Origin of the sequence: Candidatus Phycosocius bacilliformis (assembly GCF_003112735.1) — a bacterium.
GTDB lineage: Bacteria > Pseudomonadota > Alphaproteobacteria > Caulobacterales > Aquidulcibacteraceae > Aquidulcibacter > Aquidulcibacter bacilliformis.
Genome location: NZ_BFBR01000011.1, coordinates 25,944 through 39,911, shown reverse-complemented (window position 1 = coordinate 39,911; position 13,968 = coordinate 25,944). Strand labels below are relative to the sequence as shown.

Annotated in this window: 15 protein-coding genes; 3 read left to right on the top strand and 12 right to left on the bottom strand. The window is 58.0% G+C overall.

All coding sequences use genetic code 11. The annotated features are described in order from the left end of the window. Window positions 1-30 precede the first annotated feature (30 nt). The 10 genes from infB to PbB2_RS14495 form a co-directional block, all read right to left on the bottom strand. Window positions 31-2,697: a translation initiation factor IF-2 gene (gene infB, locus PbB2_RS14540; protein ID WP_108986110.1), complete on the bottom strand. Its 2,667-nt coding sequence runs from the start codon at window positions 2,695-2,697 to the stop codon at window positions 31-33. A 2-nt stretch (window positions 2,698-2,699) separates the two neighbouring features. Continuing rightward, window positions 2,700-2,876, bottom strand: coding sequence for a hypothetical protein (locus PbB2_RS16160; RefSeq protein WP_192576369.1), 177 nt, complete (start codon window positions 2,874-2,876; stop codon window positions 2,700-2,702). A 17-nt stretch (window positions 2,877-2,893) separates the two neighbouring features. Beyond that, the gene (locus PbB2_RS14530) at window positions 2,894-3,523 is read right to left on the bottom strand and encodes an RNA-binding protein (RefSeq protein WP_108986108.1); all 630 of its coding nucleotides are present in this window, start codon (window positions 3,521-3,523) and stop codon (window positions 2,894-2,896) included. Beyond that, entirely contained in the window at window positions 3,510-5,120 is a 1,611-nt protein-coding gene (nusA, locus tag PbB2_RS14525; protein ID WP_108986107.1) for a transcription termination factor NusA, read from the bottom strand. Before nusA ends, PbB2_RS14530 begins: the two co-directional genes overlap by 14 nt. A gap of 32 nt (window positions 5,121-5,152) precedes the next feature. Continuing rightward, window positions 5,153-5,758 carry a ribosome maturation factor RimP gene (gene rimP, locus PbB2_RS14520; protein WP_108986106.1) on the bottom strand — a complete coding sequence of 202 codons (606 nt, stop codon included), beginning with the start codon at window positions 5,756-5,758 and terminating at the stop codon, window positions 5,153-5,155. 345 nt (window positions 5,759-6,103) lie between these two features. Then, window positions 6,104-6,691 carry a BamJ family beta-barrel-assembly machinery protein gene (locus tag PbB2_RS14515; RefSeq protein ID WP_272949239.1) on the bottom strand — a complete coding sequence of 196 codons (588 nt, stop codon included), beginning with the start codon at window positions 6,689-6,691 and terminating at the stop codon, window positions 6,104-6,106. 51 nt (window positions 6,692-6,742) lie between these two features. After that, the gene (locus PbB2_RS14510; RefSeq protein ID WP_108986105.1) at window positions 6,743-7,156 is read right to left on the bottom strand and encodes a Fur family transcriptional regulator; all 414 of its coding nucleotides are present in this window, start codon (window positions 7,154-7,156) and stop codon (window positions 6,743-6,745) included. 65 nt (window positions 7,157-7,221) lie between these two features. Then, the gene (rimI, locus tag PbB2_RS14505; protein ID WP_108986104.1) at window positions 7,222-7,674 is read right to left on the bottom strand and encodes a ribosomal protein S18-alanine N-acetyltransferase; all 453 of its coding nucleotides are present in this window, start codon (window positions 7,672-7,674) and stop codon (window positions 7,222-7,224) included. 2 nt (window positions 7,675-7,676) lie between these two features. After that, a complete protein-coding gene (tsaB, locus tag PbB2_RS14500; RefSeq protein ID WP_238165036.1) occupies window positions 7,677-8,312 on the bottom strand; it encodes a tRNA (adenosine(37)-N6)-threonylcarbamoyltransferase complex dimerization subunit type 1 TsaB in 636 nt (211 codons plus the stop codon). Between the two features lie 44 nt (window positions 8,313-8,356). Further along, window positions 8,357-8,704, bottom strand: a complete 348-nt coding sequence (locus tag PbB2_RS14495) for an ArsC/Spx/MgsR family protein (RefSeq protein ID WP_108986174.1) — start codon at window positions 8,702-8,704, stop codon at window positions 8,357-8,359. A 188-nt stretch (window positions 8,705-8,892) separates the two neighbouring features. Here PbB2_RS14495 and PbB2_RS14490 point away from each other — a divergent pair, with 188 nt between their 5' ends. The 3 genes from PbB2_RS14490 to PbB2_RS14480 all read left to right on the top strand — a co-directional run bounded on the left by PbB2_RS14490 (window position 8,893) and on the right by PbB2_RS14480 (window position 12,588). Beyond that, window positions 8,893-10,308: an MFS transporter gene (locus tag PbB2_RS14490; RefSeq protein ID WP_192576368.1), complete on the top strand. Its 1,416-nt coding sequence runs from the start codon at window positions 8,893-8,895 to the stop codon at window positions 10,306-10,308. A 91-nt stretch (window positions 10,309-10,399) separates the two neighbouring features. Beyond that, on the top strand, window positions 10,400-11,752 hold the full coding sequence (locus PbB2_RS14485; protein WP_108986101.1) for an anthranilate synthase component I family protein: 1,353 nt from the start codon (window positions 10,400-10,402) through the stop codon (window positions 11,750-11,752). Beyond that, window positions 11,749-12,588: an aminotransferase class IV gene (locus tag PbB2_RS14480; protein ID WP_108986100.1), complete on the top strand. Its 840-nt coding sequence runs from the start codon at window positions 11,749-11,751 to the stop codon at window positions 12,586-12,588. Before PbB2_RS14485 ends, PbB2_RS14480 begins: the two co-directional genes overlap by 4 nt. On the opposite strand, the gene PbB2_RS14475 is transcribed toward PbB2_RS14480, so the two are convergent. Together PbB2_RS14475 and PbB2_RS14470 are read right to left on the bottom strand one after the other, a co-directional pair. Next, window positions 12,571-13,197 carry a TadE/TadG family type IV pilus assembly protein gene (locus PbB2_RS14475; RefSeq protein WP_108986099.1) on the bottom strand — a complete coding sequence of 209 codons (627 nt, stop codon included), beginning with the start codon at window positions 13,195-13,197 and terminating at the stop codon, window positions 12,571-12,573. The two genes, PbB2_RS14480 and PbB2_RS14475, sit on opposite strands and share 18 nt — an antisense overlap. A gap of 8 nt (window positions 13,198-13,205) precedes the next feature. Further along, window positions 13,206-13,787 (bottom strand): TadE/TadG family type IV pilus assembly protein, encoded by a 582-nt coding sequence (locus PbB2_RS14470; protein ID WP_192576366.1) that lies wholly within the window; start codon window positions 13,785-13,787, stop codon window positions 13,206-13,208. Between the last annotated feature and the right edge of the window lie 181 nt (window positions 13,788-13,968).

The following is a 13,968-nucleotide window of genomic DNA, read 5'->3' as shown; positions in this document are numbered from 1 at the left end:
CGCCTCGATCAGAGGCAGGGGATCGCGTGATTAGAGCGAGCGCTTGATGATCTGCACGTCGAAGCACTCAATCAGATCGCCTTCGCGCAGGTCCTGATAGCCTTCAAATGCCATACCACATTCTTGACCGGCCGAGACTTCGCTGACTTCGTCCTTGAAGCGTTTCAAAGTCGACAGCTTGCCTTCGTGGATCACGACATCGTCGCGCAACAGACGGACGCCACAACCCCGGCGGATATTGCCTTCGTTGATCTTGCACCCGGCAATCTTGCCGACCTTGGTGATATTGAACACCTGCAGGATTTGGGCATAGCCAAGGAAGGTCTCCTTGCGCTCTGGCTCCAGCATGCCCGACAGAATGTCTTTTACGTCATCAAGCAAGTTGTAGATGATCGAATAATAGCGGATCTCGACGCCTTCGTGCTCAGCCAGATCGCGCACTTGCTTCTGTGCCCGCGTATTGAAGGCCAAGATGGGTGCGCCAGATGACTTGGCCAATAGCACATCGCTTTCGGTGATGCCGCCCACAGCCTGGTGGATCACCTTGGCGCGTACTTCATCAGTCGACAGCTTCTCAAGCGCCGCGGTGATGGCTTCAGCAGACCCACCGACATCGGCTTTAACGATGAGCGGGAATTCCTTGACTTCAGCATCCTTGATCCGGGCCAACATGGCTTCCAGACCCGAGCGGGCCGTCTGCCGCACAACCACTTTTTCCCGCTTCATGCGAATGCGGTAATCGGTGACTTCGCGGGCACGGGCTTCATTTTCCACCACCACGACGACATCACCTGGTTCTGGTGCGCCATCGAGGCCGAGGATTTCCACTGGTTGGGAGGGGCCAGCCGATTGCAAGGTCTGGCCACGTTCATCCATCAAGGCGCGCACGCGGCCCCATTGGGTGCCGGCCACCACCAGATCGCCGCGCTTCAAAGTGCCGCGCTGAACCAGCACGGTGGCAACCGCCCCGCGTCCCTTATCGAGCTTGGCTTCAATCACAGCCCCTTCGGCTGCGCGATCAGGATTGGCGCGCAGATCGAGGATTTCTGATTGCAACAGGATGGTTTCCAACAATGTGTCGAGATTGGTGCGCTCCTTGGCCGAGACCGGCACCCACAGCGTGTCACCACCGACAGCTTCGGTCAGAACTTCATATTGCAGCAGTTCGTTCAACACCTTTTGCGGATTGGCATCGGGCTTGTCGACCTTATTGACCGCCACAATCATGGGCACACCTGCAGCCTTGGCGTGATTGATGGCCTCAACCGTCTGGGGCATCACGCCATCATCGGCAGCCACCACCAGCACCACCACATCGGTTACGCTGGCACCGCGTGCGCGCATGCTGGAGAAGGCCGCGTGGCCTGGGGTATCGAGGAAGGTAATCCGCTCACCATTGGCCAGCCGCACCTGATAGGCACCAATATGCTGGGTAATGCCGCCCGCCTCGCCTTTGACAGTGTCGGTTGAGCGAATGGCATCGAGAAGCGAGGTCTTGCCATGGTCAACGTGACCCATGATGGTGACCACCGCAGGACGGGGCTGCAGGTTGGCGTCAGTATCAGCCTCACCTTCAAGGCCAATTTCCACGTCCGATTCAGCCACACGCTTCACCGTATGGCCAAAGTCGGTGACAATCAGTTCAGCCGTATCAGCGTCCAGATTGTCGGCACCTTTCATCATCTGACCCTGTTTCATCAAATATTTGATGACATCGGTCAGGCGTTCAGCCATCCGGTTGGCCAATTCGGCCACGGTGATGACTTCAGGCACCACCACTTCGCGGACTTGCTTGGTCTGTTCTTGGCCGCGCAGCATGCGCATGCGACGATCACGCTCTTTCTCCCGCGCGCGGCGCACTGATGCGAGCGAGCGTTGGCGATCTGAATCATCACCAAGTGCCGACGTAATGGTCAATTTGCCCGAGCGACGCTGTTGGGCACCCTTGGCGCGCGACACAGGAGGTGGGCGCACCACGGCAGCCTTCTGCCGCTTCACCCGGCCACCCAGTTCGGACAGCAAGTCACCGTCTTCGCCTTCTTCTGCGGCAGGTGCTTCGTCAATTTCGGCAGCGGCAGCGGTCGGTGTAGGCTCAACCTCGCCCCGCCCTGGCGCGCGCGCGATAGGCTCCTCACGGCCCCGAGCCCCGGTCTCGGCAAGATCAGCCGCACGACGGGCCTCTGCGGCGCGTTGTTCTTCTTCTTGTTGGCGACGGCGCTGTGCTTCGGCTTCGGCCAGCTGACGCTCTTCTTCCATCCGGCGACGGTCGGCCTCTTCACGGCGTTGACGCAGTTCGGCTTCGGCTTGCTGCTGCAGGCGACGGGCTTGTTCCTGTTCACGTGCCCGATCAAGCGCGGCCTGACGGGCCTTCATCTCGCTTTCGGACAGCCCCAAGGTCTTGGTCAAGCGGGGTTGAGCTTGGCGGGGATCTTCAGGTGCCGCAGGACGGGCCGGGGCCGCAGCGGGTGCTGCTGCCGGACGGGTTGGCGGGGTAAATGCAGGCTTGGGAACCGCCCCAGCACCCCCGGCCGCCGGGGCTTCACCCGGGCCGATGATGCGCTTTTTCTTGACTTCGACCACCACTTGATTGGTGCGCCCATGCGAAAAGCTCTGGCGAACAGTGCCAGCGCCCACATTGCGGGACAGGGTCAAAGGCTTGCGGCCTGTTGGATTGTCGTTCTCGTTACCGTCGCTCATGCTCATCCTTGCGCACACACCGGCGCTTCATCAAATTTCACGTCGAGCCCTGCCCTGACCCCGAAACCGGACCCATATGTGGGACTGGTATCAGGCATTTCCAGCACAAAAGTCGCCCTACGAGCCATGCCATGCTCGGGCGTCTCGTGCCGGTCAGGATCGGCTTCGTCCAGTTCCAAACGGCCCGGCCCCTGGATCAGGACCCGTCCCTCGGCCAATCATCGGGCACCAGGGGAACAAACCCCGCCAGCCGCCTGATGTCTGTCGTCCAGCTATCCGCCAAACGCCCTGGCAACAAAACAGCATGTACCACAACATCACGGCCTAACGCCATGCCCATTTCCACCCCAGTGAAACAGCCTGCAGTAGGAACCCCACCCCAGGCCCGCGCAAGACCATCGAGCTTGCCGCGACCATCGGCCGATCCATCGCACGCCTCGATCCGCCACGATGGAGCCGCAGCCCGTAAAGCGGCGGCGACTTGGTCGCTGCCAATCACCAATTCACCGGCTTTGCGGGCCAGCGAGAGGTGGTTGAGGCAACGCTGGCGCAGGCCTGTGACGGTCCGCTCAATCAGATCCTCTGGCAGCTTGACTGGCCGCTTGAGGCTGCGCGCAAAGGCATTTTTGGCAATTGCTTGCGTCAGTGCCTGCCGGTTGGCAGCCACCCAAACACCCCGACCCGGTGCGCGGGCCGCAGGATCAGGAAACAACAGACCGTCAAGGTCCGCCACGAAGCGGATCAAGCCCGCTTCGGGCTGAACTTCTTGGGTGGCGATGCAGCGCCGGACCCGGCCGGCGCCCTCGCGGCGCTCAGTCTTGTCCATCGGCGGCCAACTCCGCCTCTTCGACAGCTTCTTCCTCAACCGGGGCTTCCACCCAGCCCATGGCAACACGCGCAGCCATAATCAGAGCGTCAGCTTGTTCCACGCTCATATTCATGCCTTCCAACAGGCCTGGGAAGCGGGTCTTCTCGCCATTCTTGACTTCAAACCAACCGCGCAAATCGTCAGAGACCAGACCGGCGACATCTTCCACTGTCTTCACGTCGCCTTCACCCAGCTTGATGGCAATTTCCAACGTGACGCCGGGCAAGCCCAGCACCTCATCTTCCACACCCAAGGCGGCGCGCCGCGCGTTCAACTCCTGCTGAGCGCGCTCAAGATAGTCGCGCGCACGGGCTTGCAGCTCTGCCGACACATCCTCATCAAAGCCTTCGATCTGCAGCAGATCACCCAAATCGACATAAGCCAGTTCTTCAATGGTCTCGAAGCCTTCGGAGACCAAGAGGCGTGCCATCATTTCATCGACGTCAATCGCGCCCATGAACAATTCAGTGCGGCTATTGGCTTCCTTCTCGCGGCGCGAGCGTTCTTCTTCTTCGGTGAGAATATCGATCGACCACCCTGTCAACTGGCTGGCCAAGCGCACATTCTGGCCGCGACGGCCGATTGCAAGGCTCAATTGTTCATCAGGCACGACCACTTCAACGCGGTTCTCGTCTTCATCCAGCACCACTTTGGTGACTTCAGCCGGTTGCAAAGCGTTGACGATGAAGGTGGCTGGATCGGGGGACCAAGGGATGATGTCGATCTTTTCGCCGCCAAGCTCGCCGACCACAGCCTGCACGCGTGACCCGCGCATACCCACGCAAGCCCCGACCGGATCGATCGAATTATCGTGGCTGTAGACGGCAATTTTGGCACGTGAAGATGGATCACGGGCCACTGCCTTGATTTCGATCACGCCATCATAGACTTCAGGCACTTCGGCCTCGAACAGCTTGGCCATGAAACCGGGATGGGCGCGCGACAGGAAGATTTGCGGACCTTTTGGCTCGCGCCGAACATCATAAATATAGCAGCGCACCCGGTCGCCCATATTGAGGTTCTCGCGCGGCAAGGTCTGATCCCGACGGATCACGCCTTCCCCACGCCCAAGGTCGACAATCACATTGCCATATTCAACGCGCTTGACGATGCCGTTGATAATGTCGGCCACGCGGTCCTTATATTCTTCAAATTGCTTGTCGCGCTCTGCTTCGCGCACACGTTGGGTAATGACCTGCTTGCCGGTCAGCGACATCACGCGCCCAAAGTCAAACAAAGGCAGGTCTTCTTCAAACACATGACCGACCTCAACCGAGGGGTCGATGCGTTTGGCAACCGACAGCGGGATCTGCTGGCTGGGATTTTCCACCTCATCTTGGCTAGCCACCACTGTTTGCTTGCGTTTCAGCGTCAATTCACCCGACTTCGGATTGATGCGGGCTTCGATGTGATGATCCGCACCATAACGTGCACGGGCAGCCTTGCTGATTGCTTCCTCGATAGCCTCAATGACGATGGCTTCATCGATATTCTTTTCGTAGGCCACCGAGCGGGCGATGGACAGGAGTTCCAGTCGATTGGCAGAAATGGCCATGGGTCGTTTCCTTCTGAAGTCGCAAATGCTGGTTAGGTCAGGTCTGGATCGGCATCGGGCACGACGTCATCAGGTGCAAACTCCACCTGATCGTCGTCCAAGGCTTTTTCCAATTGTTCAAGTTCGTCTTCGTCTGCCCCGCGCCGCCGCAGCGATTCGCGGATCAAATCGTCGGTCAACACCAAGCGGGCCGTCGCAATCCATTCAAATGGGATCAGCGCCGTGTCTTCCTCGCCTTCCAGATTGATGCAGACATTGTTGTCTTCTGTGCCGGCCAGTTCGCCTGCAAAGCGCTTGCGGCCTTCAATGGCCCGGTCCAATTCCAACTTGGCCTGCCAGCCCGCCCAACGATCAAAGTCACCCAAGCGGGTCAATGGCCGATCAATTCCGGGCGAGGAAACTTCCAGTGCATACTCGCCTTCGATCGGGTCTTCGGCATCCAGAAGCGGGCCCAAACCACGCGACAGCTTTTCGCAATCACCCGATGTCATCCGCCCATCGGGCCGTTCGGCCATGATCTGGAACGTCTTGCGGCGCGCACCCATTAGGCGCACGCGCACGATTTCATAGCCCAGATCGTGGGCAGCAGGCTCTATCAAGGCCAGCAATTTATCTTCAAAAGGCGACGTGGTGCGCAAACGAAACTCAATCTGTCAGGCCATGCCCGATCCGGTCACAGCGGGTTTTCAGACAAACAAAAAGCGGCCCCGGCTGTCCGGAGCCGCCTTGACCGCCGCAAGCGATCAAAGTCGATCTGTTAGCGTGTTATAAGCGCTTTTTCAGGTTGTGTCATCAGGGCAGGCACATTCTTGCGCATCAGCCTCGTCTGACAGGCGCAGCCTCGAAACGCTTCACCCCTAATTGGCCCGTGTTGTCGCATCGTTTAAGCCGAAAACCGCTATCACTTTTCGGCACGATGCTCTAGATTCTAAATTTTCGCATCGTTTAAGCCGAAAACCGCCGACACTTTTCGGCACGATGCTCTAGCGGGTCGCGCCGTCTTCGGCCTTGATGCCAGCAGCTGAATCGGGCGTATTGGGACCACCAACAATCTTCTCAAGCTTCATTTTGAAAATGAGCAGAGAATTGGGCGGGATCGGGCCGGTGCCCATCTCGCCATAACCCAAGGCCGGTGGCACCCAGATCGTCCATTCATCACCGGGCCGCATCATTTGCAGGGCCTCAACCCAAGCCGGAATCAACTCACCGACGCGGAATTCAGCCGCCTGGCCGCGCGCGATTGAGCTGTCAAACACCTCACCATTTAGAAGCTTGCCTTCGTAATTGACCTGAACAATTGAGTCCGCGGTCGGTTTGGCCCCGGTTTCTGGACCTTTGGTGATGACCGAATATTGCAAGCCCGACGCGGTGGTTACAACGCCAGCGGCTTTCGCATTCTTTGCCAGAAACTCTTGTGCGGCCTTCCCATTCGCATCCAAGGGCGCAGGCTGGGAATCCATGCCTTCCATCACCGACTTTTCCTTATTGGCACCGGCTGGCGAGCAAGCCACCACCATCAGACTTGTGGCAGCTGCCAAGGTAACGAGGCGCAACATGGGTACAAATGACATGATCGATCTTTCTGTTGTGGCAAAGGGAGGCGGAAAAAGCGTCAAATCCGATTAGGATTCATCCAGCGGGACACCGTAGAGTTCCAGGCGGTGATCAATCAAGCGATAGCCCAGCCGACGGGCAATTTCCTGTTGCAAGCGCTCAATCTCGGGATCAACAAACTCCAACACGCGGCCGGTTTTCATGTCGATGAGATGGTCGTGATGCTCCGCACCGGCCTCTTCATAGCGCGAGCGGCCATCCCGGAAATCATGGCGCTCCAAAATGCCACTTTCTTCAAAAAGCCGCACAGTGCGATAGACGGTTGCAATTGAAATACCCTTATCGACCGCCGAGGCGCGCCGGTGCAATTCCTCGACATCGGGGTGATCTTTGGCTTCAGACAGTGTGCGCGCGATGATCCGGCGCTGCTCGGTCATCCGCAGACCTTTTTCCACGCAGAGGGATTCAATTCGATCAGCCATATCGGTTCCATCCGTCAGAGCCCATGATATGCGGGGTTTGCGCGGCTTCGTCTAGAGCCCTGACATCAATGTGCAGCAGGCAGATCATAAGCCATGACCAATGCATCCACCCGTTCCCCGCCGCGGCGTTGATAATAGGCCCTGCGAACGCCTTGGTCGACAAAGCCATGACGGCGATAAAGCCCAATCGCGGCCTCATTATCGACTGCCACTTCGAGGAAAAGCCGCCCGACCCCTAATTGAGACAAGGCCTCACACACGGCGCGCAACAAGGCAGCACCCCGACCCTGACGGCGACCGGCCGGCTCCACAGCCAGTGTCAGAATTTCAGCCTCATCCACAAGGTGCCGGACGACACTGAATCCGACTGGGGGATCATCCAATACCCACACTTGGTCAGTTGTTTGATCAGAACGGAGATAGGTCGCAAAGTCCGCCTCAGGCCAGCCCGTCTCAAACGACTGGCTGTGTAAGCGCGCCAAGATGGGCCCATCTTCGGGCTTGCCGCGCCGAACCATACTCACAAGTCTTCATCCAGGCTGCGGCCGCCAGGCAGTTTAGCGTCATGTCCGCGCAGATAAAGCGGGCTTGGCGGATGGCGATCAGGGTCAAGATGCTGGGCCAATTGCGCGAGGATGATGGGGTCTGGATAGGCTTGTTCCACCACTGGCCAGTCTGGAAACTGGTCGGCCAGGCTTGCTGCACCCGGCCCGGTCAACGTCCATGGACCGCTGAGATGGGCTGCAAGACTTTCCGGGCTCAGCCGCGTGGGTTCAAGGGCACACGCGCGCCCCTCCCAGGCCCCAACAAATAAACTGCCTGCAACAGAAATGGCTGCTAGCGTGCGTGGGGCCGAAGCGCCATGGGCAAGAACCTCAAGCGTCGATAGGCCGATGCACGGCTTGTTCAAGGCCAATGCCAGTCCGCGGGCAAAGGCCAAGCCTATGCGCACGCCGGTAAAGGCACCCGGTCCGCGTGTGACGGCAATCCGGTCCAAGGCATTTGGTACAATGCCTGCCTCAGCCAATAGATCGCGCGCCATCGGGGCAAGACGCTCGGCCTGGCCCTTGGACATGGGCTCGCAGCGGACAGCTAAGGTCTGGCCATTGTGAACCAGCCCGACCGAACAAGCCGTCAAAGCGGTATCAATCGACAATATCAGCATAGGGGATGACAGCGCACCGCTTGCCAGCGCGCGGATCAGATAATGGACAAAAGGGCGGCATTAGGTCGCCCGAGCACGGCTTTGTCGCCCTTGATCCCGATCGGGCGCTGGATCAGTTTGGGGTTTTTCGCCATGGCCTCGAACACAGCCTCATCACTGGCATCGGCTGGCAATCCGGCATCTGCCGCGTCTTTCTCACGCATGAAAGCGCGGGGCGACACACCACCCATTTTTGCGGCAATATCCTTCAACTCAGCGACACTCAGCCGCTCAGCAACCAACATATAGCGGCGGATTTCCGGCTGTATCCCGGCGGCTTCTAACACTTCCAGCCCTTTTTTGGACGAGCCACAGCCCGGATTATGGATCAAAACATAGCTCATTGGCAAAGCTCCTGATGTTGGGTTTGTCTTGGGCGGCAAAATGGTGACCACCCCCCTCCATGTAAAGAGCAGCACAGTCAAGTGAGGCTAAGCTGCGGTGCCTTGTCGCCCTGCACAACCCGTTTCATGATAGCCCGTTCTGGCGCGAAATGTGCGACACTGTTTGTCAGAGCAGGAGATCACGCAAGATGCTGCCTGAAACCAAGACCGACCTATCGACCAGCAAACTTGACCGTTCGGCTCTGTCTTGGGCCATCTATGAAGCCGCCCGCAATCCCTATTCGATCCTCTGCACCATTTATATTCTTTCACCTTATATTGCGACCCATGTGTTTACAGATCCGATTGTTGGGCAAGCAACAATTGCCAGCTGGCACACATTGGCCGGGCTGATGGTGGCCTTCACCGCCCCGTTTCTAGGTGCGATTGCTGATCGGTTTGGTGCGCGCAAGCCGATGTTGGCGGCTGTAACTGTGGCGATGGTCGTGTCGATCTTTTGCCTGTGGTGGGCCGAGCCAGCCGGACAAGGCGGGTTGCCCTTGTGGGCGATTGCTGCCCTGACCATCGGGATCGGGGTCATGTTTGCCTATACCGAGGTTCTGCATAATGCGATGCTGCCGACTGCTTCGACCCCGACAACTCTGCCCATAGCTTCAGGCATGGGCCTCGCCTTGGGCAATCTTGCGGCCGTCGCGTTGCTTTTGTTTGTTCTTTGGGGATTGGCATTTCCTGGGCAAGTCAGTTGGAGCTTCATCCCAGCCCAACCTTTGTTTGGCCTCGACCCCGGCCAATTTGAAACCAGCCGAGCTGTGGCTCCGATCAGTGCAATCTGGTTTGCTTTGGCCGCATTGCCCTTGTTTCTGTTTTCACGCGATAAAATCGCTTCTGGCATTAAACCATCAAAAGCGGCAATCGATGGCGTGGTCGGCTTGTTCAAGGCGATTAGCCGCCTGTTCCGGGTTGACCGCAATGCCGGACGCTATCTCATCGCCCGCATGCTTTATGTTGATGGCAAGACAGCCATTCTAATCGTTGCAGGCGTGACGGCCGCGGGCGTGTTTGAGTGGGATTTGATGGAAATGGCCGCCTATGGCATCATCCTGTCAGTCTTTGCTGTTATCGGCGGACTGTTGGCAGGGCCTTTAGATGCGCGGATCGGGGCGAAATGGTCGATCATCCTCGAGATTGGTGTGACCCTCATCTGTCTGATCACCATGACATTGCAATCTAAGACTCAGGTGTTCGGCCTGACGGTCGTCCCCGATACCCCCATCTGGAACGGGCCCATGTTCACCACCTTGCCCGAAGTGGTCTTTGTGGCGGGGGCAATCATCATCGCGATTTCAATTACTGCCGCCTATGCTTCCTCGCGCACATTGATGGCGCGACTGGCCCCAAAAGGGATGGAGGGGGAGTTTTTTGGACTGTATTCGCTGGCCGGCTCGGCCACTGTTTGGCTGGGACCGCTTTTGGTCGGGCTCTTCACCAGAGCGTTTCAGAGCCAACAGATTGGTCTGGCCTCCACTGGCCTTCTCTTGATCGGTGGCTTGGTCATTATGCTTTTCGTCCGTCAACCGCCTCGCCTTGACGGCGGGACATACTAGTTCGTCAACGCGCGCGACTTCGACAAGTGTTTGCTGTAGAGACAGGCCCGTGACTGACCCGATTATCCGCCCTCTTGCCTGGCAGCCCCCCATGCATGTCCTGGCCAAGCTGGGACAGGTTGCTGGTTGTTTGGGCTTTATCGGCGGCGGCCAACATCCTTTGTCGCGTTGGTCGTATATCATGGCCGATCCGGTGGAGGTCCATGTCTGGCACCGTTTCCAAGGTGGCGACCCCTTCTTCGGTCTGCAAGAACGGCTGGCAAAGCTCAGTCTAACGCCCAGTCCCGACTATGGTCCGTTTCAAGGCGGCTGGGCCGGTCTTTTGAGTTATGAATTGGGCCATGCGTTTGAAAACTTGCCCGAAGCCAACAGCAAAACGCTCAGCGCACAATGGCCAGATGTGTGGCTGGGCCTATATGATACACTGGCGATTTTCGATGCCCAGAATTGTAAAGCCTGGGTGCTGTCTTGGGGACTGTCGACCCATGGCCGCCCAGATACGCAATTGGCGATATCAAAAGCCGACGACTTCAAGCGCTGGATCGAAACAGAGGCCGGCAGGCCGGAGGAGCCGGTAAATCCCGCAACTCATGTAGGTCTGTTACCCGTCCTCACGCGGGAGGAGATGGAATCCCGCATCGCACGCACGATCGACTACATCCACGCGGGGGATGTCTTTCAGGCCAATTTGTCGGCACGGTTTTCAGGAAACCTGCCTGAGGACGACACGCCTTTGGCTCTGTTCTCGCGTCTCATGAGCCGGCATCCCTCGCCATTCGCCGCCTATTTGAATTTGGGTGATATGGTGGTGGCATCACACTCGCCTGAGCGCTTCATGTCGCGCACCGCCGATGGCGTGCTGGAAACCCGGCCAATCAAGGGCACTGCCATGCGGCACAAGGATCCCGATTTGGATGCCCGCCAAGCAGAAACCCTCCTCTCCAGTGTGAAGGACCGGGCCGAAAACCTGATGATCGTTGATTTGATGCGCAATGACCTGTCGCGCGTTTGTTTGCCAGGCAGTGTGCGCGTACCCCGACTATGCGCGTTGGAAAGCTTTTCGACGGTTCACCATCTGGTGTCCGATGTTCGCGGACAGCAGCGCCCCGGGCTTGGGTTTTTTGATGCCTTGCGGGCCAGCTTTCCGCCAGGCTCTATCACCGGTGCCCCCAAAGTGCGCGCCATGGAGATCATCAGCGAGTTGGAGGGCGAACCGCGTGGCCCATGGTGCGGGTCCATGATCCGGGTCGGATTTGACGGAGCCGCTGACTCCAATGTGCTGATCCGCACGGCGGCGTGCCAAAAGCGGGGTCAAATCTGGCAGATTGATGCGCGGGCTGGCGCGGGCATCGTCGCGGACAGTGAACCTGCTCTGGAATATGACGAAATTCTGATGAAAGTCCGTGCATTACGCCTTGCAGCTTCACGAGGTTCTTTGCCATGACCGCGCCACATCATGACTCATTGTGCTGGACCGATGGGCAAGTGAGGCGCTTGTCCGACCTCCGGATCGACCCGCGCGATCGTGGCTTCACGTTGGGAGATGGCTTATTTGAAACCATGCTCTGGACCGAACGTAGGATCCGCTTCTTTGACGATCACATGGCACGGCTGAGCCATAGTGCAGATATGCTGGATTTGGCGATCCCGGCAACGCCTGACGAAATTGAAACAGGATTGACGGCACTGGTCAGGCAATCTGGTCTGGATCGGGCTGCCTTGCGGCTCACCTTGTCACGCGGGCCGGGACCACGCGGATTGGCTCTGCCTGAGGAACCACAGCCTCGCTTGTTGGCAACCGTGGCACCATGCCCGACCGCTTTTGACCCTGTCAGTGTCTGTCTTGTCGATGTGGCGCGTGCTGTAGGTGCCCCATCTGCCCGCTTCAAAACCTTATCTTATTTGGATCAAGTCATGGCTTTGAACTTGGCCCGCGCCGCAGGTGCTGATGAGGCTTTGATGCGCGGCCATGGTGACCGCATCGCCTGTGCGAGCAGTGCCAATGTCTTGATCCGACTGGAGGGGGTTTGGCTAACGCCGCCAGTAGCTGATGGTGCATTGCCGGGAATTGTGCGTGGCCGTCTCATACGGGCAGGCCTGATTGACGAAAAAAGCCTTGGCGTGGCGGATCTAAACCGCTGCGACGCGGCTTGTTTGACAAATGCGCTGATTGGAGTTCGCCCGGTGCATCAACTTAACGGACGCAAGCTGGCTGTGGTCGAGACAGATATCCTCGGCATGCGGGACGCGTTGGCAAATGGATCAGCAGCCCGGACTTGATACGCCCGTGAGACACAATTTCGCAGACCGACGTGGACGGAAGTAGAAACGTTCCTGCATTGTTATCGTGTTGGACACAAAAGAGGTGCCCATCGACGTATATTGCAAGGTAACCTCACCGACCACGATGCCGCCATTGGTTGAGAACAAGGCAGTATCGACAGGAACTGTGGCCCCTACGCGTAGCGGATGAGAGCTGTTCACATTGGTACAGCCACCGGTACTATCGATTTGCTGGCTCCACTCAACTTTAGGGACACCGCTTTGCAAGGCGACCGTCGCCACAACCAAAGAAGGCGTTGTGGCATTATAAGGGGCAAACACGCCGCGCGTCACATTGGCGAGTTGAGCCAAGTCCGTACATGTGACCCGGTCGGTCTGTGCGGCAAGGTCACCCAAAGTCGACGCGGCCAGGGTGACTTTCCGGTCGACGCTGACAGCCTGACTGACCTCTGCAGAACCAAACAACAGCAGAACCATCAGCGGCGCGATCATTGCAAACTCGACCGCGGAAACACCTGTTTGTGCGCGGCGAGTGGTGCGCGCCGCAAAGCGCATCGCCACATTACGGCGCACATTCGTAGCAGGAAGTGAGGCAGAATCTTGCATGGCCAGCCTCAATTGAATGGTTCGTTACGGAATGCGGACGTTGCCGCAATGATGCGGTTATTGGTGCCCAAGGTACCGCCCGGTGATGTATCCGAGAAATTCTTCATCGCCGAGGCAATTCCAGGCGTCATCAACTGCCAGACATAATAGCCACGGACCACAACGATGGCATTGGCCGCGGTGGCTTCATATGGTTCATCTGCGGCAGAGCCGGGCGTCAAAATGCCATCCGCCCAGGGCGTGGGCAAAGTTCCGCTTGCTGGCTGGTTCTGGACTTGAACAAACAACCGATTGGCGCAATCTGCCATACCCATCAAGCGGGCGCAGACATTGGCTTTGAACTGGGATTTACTGATCGGAGCAGACGTGGATTGCGCCTGACCCGTTCGAACTTTTCTGGCTTCTTCGGAAATCGCCGCTTCCAGCGTGGTTTGCATGAAGAAAATCATCATGGTTTCGAAGATGCCGAACAGCAGGAAGAAAAAGGGTGCTGCCACCATCGCGAACTCAACCGCAGAAGAACCTCGTTGTCCTTCTTTGTTCCGACGCTTGCGATAGCGCTTGACCAGTCCTGCCAGCAACATAGACATCATCGTCTCCCACAGCCTGCAAACCACGCTCAATTCTGATCATGTTTCAACAGGCTAGAACTCACTCAGCCAGCCCTGCCCGCACATTTCAACGCGCGTGACACACTGACTATTGGCTTTATCAAGCACAGAACCGCTTACAGGCGACTTAACACGACGGAATCAAATTTATCGATTAAGC

Bases quoted from the DNA above. Each gene is read 5' to 3' on its own strand.
- infB (WP_108986110.1), bottom strand. From the start codon at position 2,697: ATGAGCGACGGTAACGAGAACGACAATCCAACAGGCCGCAAGCCTTTG.
- rimI (WP_108986104.1), bottom strand. From the start codon at position 7,674: ATGGTTCGGCGCGGCAAGCCCGAAGATGGGCCCATCTTGGCGCGCTTA.
- PbB2_RS14480 (WP_108986100.1), top strand. From the start codon at position 11,749: ATGACCGCGCCACATCATGACTCATTGTGCTGGACCGATGGGCAAGTG.
- PbB2_RS14530 (WP_108986108.1), bottom strand. From the start codon at position 3,523: ATGGACAAGACTGAGCGCCGCGAGGGCGCCGGCCGGGTCCGGCGCTGC.
- PbB2_RS14510 (WP_108986105.1), bottom strand. From the start codon at position 7,156: ATGGCTGATCGAATTGAATCCCTCTGCGTGGAAAAAGGTCTGCGGATG.
- PbB2_RS14475 (WP_108986099.1), bottom strand. From the start codon at position 13,197: ATGCAAGATTCTGCCTCACTTCCTGCTACGAATGTGCGCCGTAATGTG.
- PbB2_RS14515 (WP_272949239.1), bottom strand. From the start codon at position 6,691: ATGTCATTTGTACCCATGTTGCGCCTCGTTACCTTGGCAGCTGCCACA.
- nusA (WP_108986107.1), bottom strand. From the start codon at position 5,120: ATGGCCATTTCTGCCAATCGACTGGAACTCCTGTCCATCGCCCGCTCG.
- PbB2_RS14495 (WP_108986174.1), bottom strand. From the start codon at position 8,704: ATGAGCTATGTTTTGATCCATAATCCGGGCTGTGGCTCGTCCAAAAAA.
- PbB2_RS14485 (WP_108986101.1), top strand. From the start codon at position 10,400: ATGCATGTCCTGGCCAAGCTGGGACAGGTTGCTGGTTGTTTGGGCTTT.
- PbB2_RS14470 (WP_192576366.1), bottom strand. From the start codon at position 13,787: ATGTCTATGTTGCTGGCAGGACTGGTCAAGCGCTATCGCAAGCGTCGG.
- PbB2_RS14490 (WP_192576368.1), top strand. From the start codon at position 8,893: ATGCTGCCTGAAACCAAGACCGACCTATCGACCAGCAAACTTGACCGT.